Genomic DNA, 3,316 nt, shown 5'->3' on the forward strand with positions numbered 1-3,316 from the left:
GCCGGCAGCTATCTGCACGGCATGTTCTCGGACGATGCCTTCCGGCGGGCCTTTCTGAACTTCCAGGGGATCACCGGCACAGATTTTTCCTATGCGGCGGGTGTTGAACAGACGCTCGACGCGCTGGCTGACCACATCGAGACGCATCTCGATGTAGACGGTCTGCTCAGCTGCGCGGGCTGAGACCGCCCGTCTGAGCCCGGGACGCTCAGGTGACCGAGCAGACGGTGAGCGATCCGGAGAAGCCTTTCAGCGTCACGCCGGCATGTTCTTCGGTGTCAAAACCGTCGCCGAGCGCTGCGAGGGTTTCCGCGTCAATGAGTATTTCACGGCTCAGCACTTTGGTATGGGCCTCAAGCCGTGCAGCCAGGTTCACCGTCGATCCGATGCAGGTATAGGTCGCGCGCTGGTCGGTGCCCGCATAGCCCGCGACCACCTCGCCCGTGGCGATGCCAACGCCCAGCCCGATGACCGGGCGCCCGTCAGCGCGGCGTTCCTCGTTGAACTGCCCCATCATAGCGAGCATGTCCTTTGCCGCCAAAACGGCGCTGGCAGCCGGGTTCTCCAATGATTGCGGCGCGCCGAAAACCGCCATCAGTCCGTCACCGATCATCAGCGTGACAATACCACCATGGCTGCCGATAGCCTCGAACATCAGGGTATAATAGACATTCAGAAGCTCAATGGTCTCTTCGGGTGACTGGTCTTCGGAGAGGCTGGTAAAGCCGCGGATATCGCAGAAAAGTACCGAGGCCCGGACACGGCTGCCGCCAATGGCGAAGCCTGAGGCCTGCAGATCGTCGGCTACTTCGCTGGTGGCGAAGCGCTTGAGCAGCTGCTTTTGCTCATCGCGCAGACGTTTTTTCTCCAACCCCGACGAAAGCCGGGCGCCGAGAAGTGTTTTGTTGACCGGCTTGGCGAGATAATCCTCCGCGCCAAGCTCAATACATCGGACAATGTTTTCAATGCCTTCCACCGAAGATGTCACAATCACCGGCAGATCTCTGAGCTTTGCGTCCGCTTTGATCGCGGCCAGCACTTCAAAGCCGTCCATCTCCGGCATCTCTATGTCCAGCAGCATCAGATCAAAGCTTTCCTGCTGCAGCCGTTCCATGGCGATCCGGCCGTTTTCGGCGACGGAAGCTTTGTGGCCCAGCAGTTCCACACTGCGCGACAGCAGCAGGCGGTTGACCTTGTTGTCGTCGACAATAAGCAGGTGCCCGCCGGGATCAGCCATCCGTCAGATCCCGCAGATGCGCAGCGGCCTGGTCATAGCCGGCCTTCAGCGCGCTGATCGCATCGTCGCGCGCCTCTGCGTCCTCAGGCAGGCCACCGAGCTCAAGAGCGCGTGCCTGGTCCGACAGGATCGTGGCGCCAAAAGTGCTGGCGTTGGACTTCAGCGAATGCGCGGCACGGCGAAACGCCTCGCCGTCCCCGGCACCGGCCGCTGTGCTGAGGTCTGCGATCATCACCGGCGCTTCCTCCAGAAAGGTCGCGACCAGTTCGGCCACGAAATCAGCGCCTGTCGCCTCTTCCAGTTCGCGCAGAACGGCCTCGTCAACGGGGCTTTCAGTCATGGGATTTCCTGTCTCTCTGGGGCACATCCATCAGCGCCGTGATCAGCCTGTCCACCCGAATGGGCTTGGCAATATAGTCGTCCATGCCGGCCTCCAGGCACATTTCGCGGTCGCCCTGCATGGCGTTGGCGGTCATCGCGATGATCTTCGGCCGCGCGTCGCGGGCGGCCTCCGACGTAATCCGGCGGGCGGCCTCCAGCCCGTCCATTTCGGGCATCTGCACATCCATCAGCACCACGTCATATGTCTGACGCGCCACGCTCTGCAGCGCCTCAACTCCGTTGCTGGCAAGATCCGCGCGGTACCCCATCTGCTCCAGCAGTCGGATCGCCAGTTTCTGGTTCACCAGATTGTCTTCAGCCAGCAGAATGCGCAGCGGGTGACGCGCTGCCATCTCAGGGTCGGTAGCAGGCTTTTTGTCTTCGGGCCTGCGGGTAACCACGGTTTCTTTCGGGGTCAGCAGCGTGATCAGCGTGTCGAAAAGATGCGACTGTCGCAGCGGTTTGGCGAGATAGGCATCGAAAAGCGCCTCTTCGGTTTCCACGTCGCGCAGTCCGAGCGAACTGAAGAGCACCAGCGGCATTCCGGGGCGCATTTTGCGCATGCGCCGCGCGAGCTCCAGACCGTCCATGTCAGGCATGTGCATATCCAGGATCGCCAGGTCGAATGCGTCATCCTTCAGTGCTTTGAGCGCCAGTTCCGGATGGTTTTCCGCGCGGGTATGCATGCCCCACTTGCCCGTCTGCAGCGACAGGATTTTGAGGTTGGTGGCATTGTCATCGACCACCAGCAGGCGTTTGCCTTCAAGTTCAGCCTGGGTGCCGGAAAGGCGACGGGCCTTTTTGCCGGGCAGCTGCGCGCGGTCCGCAAGGATCGTGAAACGGAAAACGGAGCCCTTGCCTTCGCCTTCGCTCCTGGCTTCCATTGTGCCGCCCATAAGTTCCGCGAGACGTTTTGAGATGGCGAGCCCGAGGCCGGTGCCGCCGTATTTGCGGGTCGTGGAGCTGTCCGCCTGGCTGAAAGACTGGAAAAGCCGGCTCATGCCCTTCTCCGTGAGCCCGATGCCGGTGTCGCGCACCTCAAAGCTCATTTCCACAGGTGCGTCCGGCTTTGTTTCTGCGGCTGACACGCTGACGACGACCTCACCGGAGTGGGTGAATTTTACTGCATTGGACAACAGGTTGAGCAGGATCTGACGCAACCGCGTGAGATCGGCGCTGATTGCCGCCGGCACGCTCTCATCCAGGATATAGGCGATATCGAGATGTTTCTCTGCCGCCCGCCCCGCCACCAGATCGAGCGCGGATTCGACACATTCGCGCAGATCAAAGGGGTGCTTTTCGATGTCCATCTGCCCGGCCTCAATCTTGGAAAAATCGAGGATTTCATTGATAATGCCCAGCAGCGCATCGCCGCTGTCGCGGATTGTACGGGCGTAGTCGGCCTGCTCATCGTTGAGGTCCGTGTCCATCAGCAGTCCGCTCATCCCGATCACAGCGTTCATCGGCGTTCGGATTTCGTGGCTCATAGTGGCAAGGAAAGCACTTTTGGCTTCATTGGCCGCCTCCGCGGCGGTGCGGGCGTCTTCAGCTTCCTGAAAGAGCCGCACGTTTTCGATGGCGATCACCGCCTGATCCCCGAAGGACTGGGCAAGGGCGATCTCGTCGCGGCTGAAGGCTTTCCTCTCCATCCGGATAAAACTCAGCATCCCCACCGCCTCGTCCCCCCGCAACAGCGGC

Annotated in this window: 3 protein-coding genes and 1 pseudogene; 1 reads left to right on the forward strand and 3 read right to left on the reverse strand. The window is 61.1% G+C overall.

Annotation, left to right across the window (positions count from 1 at the left end; all coding sequences use genetic code 11):
- A pseudogene (locus Q0M35_RS18205) lies at positions 1-183 on the forward strand (cobyric acid synthase CobQ); the annotation flags it as partial.
- Positions 184-208: 25 nt separating this feature from the next.
- Here Q0M35_RS18205 and Q0M35_RS18210 read toward each other — a convergent pair.
- From Q0M35_RS18210 to Q0M35_RS18220, 3 genes are all read right to left on the reverse strand, one after another.
- On the reverse strand, positions 209-1,237 hold the full coding sequence (locus Q0M35_RS18210; protein ID WP_295317667.1) for an adenylate/guanylate cyclase domain-containing protein: 1,029 nt from the start codon (positions 1,235-1,237) through the stop codon (positions 209-211).
- On the reverse strand, positions 1,230-1,577 hold the full coding sequence (locus tag Q0M35_RS18215) for an Hpt domain-containing protein (protein ID WP_295317668.1): 348 nt from the start codon (positions 1,575-1,577) through the stop codon (positions 1,230-1,232). The genes Q0M35_RS18210 and Q0M35_RS18215 overlap by 8 nt, the downstream gene beginning before the upstream one ends.
- A partial coding sequence (locus Q0M35_RS18220; protein WP_295317669.1) for a response regulator occupies positions 1,570-3,316 on the reverse strand: 1,747 nt, incomplete at its 5' end. The genes Q0M35_RS18215 and Q0M35_RS18220, both read right to left, overlap by 8 nt.

The sequence above is a fragment of the Roseobacter sp. genome, from assembly GCF_024639605.1.
Classification (GTDB): Bacteria; Pseudomonadota; Alphaproteobacteria; order Rhodobacterales; family Rhodobacteraceae; genus Roseobacter.

What these genes read in the sequence shown, in the direction of transcription:
- Q0M35_RS18210 (WP_295317667.1), bottom strand. Translation starts at nt 1,237, where the DNA reads ATGGCTGATCCCGGCGGGCACCTGCTTATTGTCGACGACAACAAGGTC.
- Q0M35_RS18215 (WP_295317668.1), bottom strand. Translation starts at nt 1,577, where the DNA reads ATGACTGAAAGCCCCGTTGACGAGGCCGTTCTGCGCGAACTGGAAGAG.